The organism is Haloferax sp. Atlit-6N (assembly GCF_003383195.1).
Lineage (GTDB): Archaea > Halobacteriota > Halobacteria > Halobacteriales > Haloferacaceae > Haloferax > Haloferax gibbonsii.
In genome coordinates this window covers 1-566 of the sequence record NZ_QEQJ01000136.1, presented here as the reverse complement: position 1 = coordinate 566, position 566 = coordinate 1, and the positions used below count along the sequence as shown (strand labels likewise).

The window sequence follows — 566 nt, the reverse complement described above, 5'->3', positions numbered from 1 at the left end:
CGCGGCGTCCCGACATCGTTCGACTCCCGTGCGCTCGCCCGCGAAGCGGGGATTCCGCTCCGCTCGCTCGATGAGATCGACGGCGTCGACGTCGCGATCGACGGCGCGGACCAACTCGATCGAAACCTGGCGGCGATCAAAGGCGGCGGCGCGGCCCACGCCCGCGAGAAAGTCGTCGACGCGGCGGCGGACCGCTTCGTCGTCGTCGCCGATCCCACGAAAGTCGTCGAGACGCTCTCGCGCTCGGTGCCGGTCGAAGTGCTCCCAGACGCCCGGGCGGCCGTCGAACGCGACGTCGCGGATCTCGGCGGGGACGCGGCGCTCCGTCGGGCCGAGCGCAAGGACGGACCGGTCGTCACCGACAACGGGAATCTGGTTCTCGACTGCGAGTTCGGCACGGTCGACGATCCCGACGGACTCGCACGGGACCTCTCCCGGCTCCCGGGCGTCGTCGAACACGGGCTCTTCGTGGATCTCGTCGACGAGGCGTACGTGGGGACAGACGACGGCGTCGACGTCTGTACTCGGGAGTAGCCGGGTTCGTTACCGTGTATTGACCGCTGTTC

At 69.4% G+C, this 566-nt stretch carries 1 protein-coding gene; it reads left to right on the top strand.

Going from position 1 to position 566, the window contains the following annotated elements:
* On the top strand, positions 1–534 hold a 534-nt coding region (gene rpiA / locus DEQ92_RS21590; protein WP_115821764.1), incomplete at its 5' end, for a ribose-5-phosphate isomerase RpiA.
* Positions 535–566 lie beyond the last annotated feature (32 nt).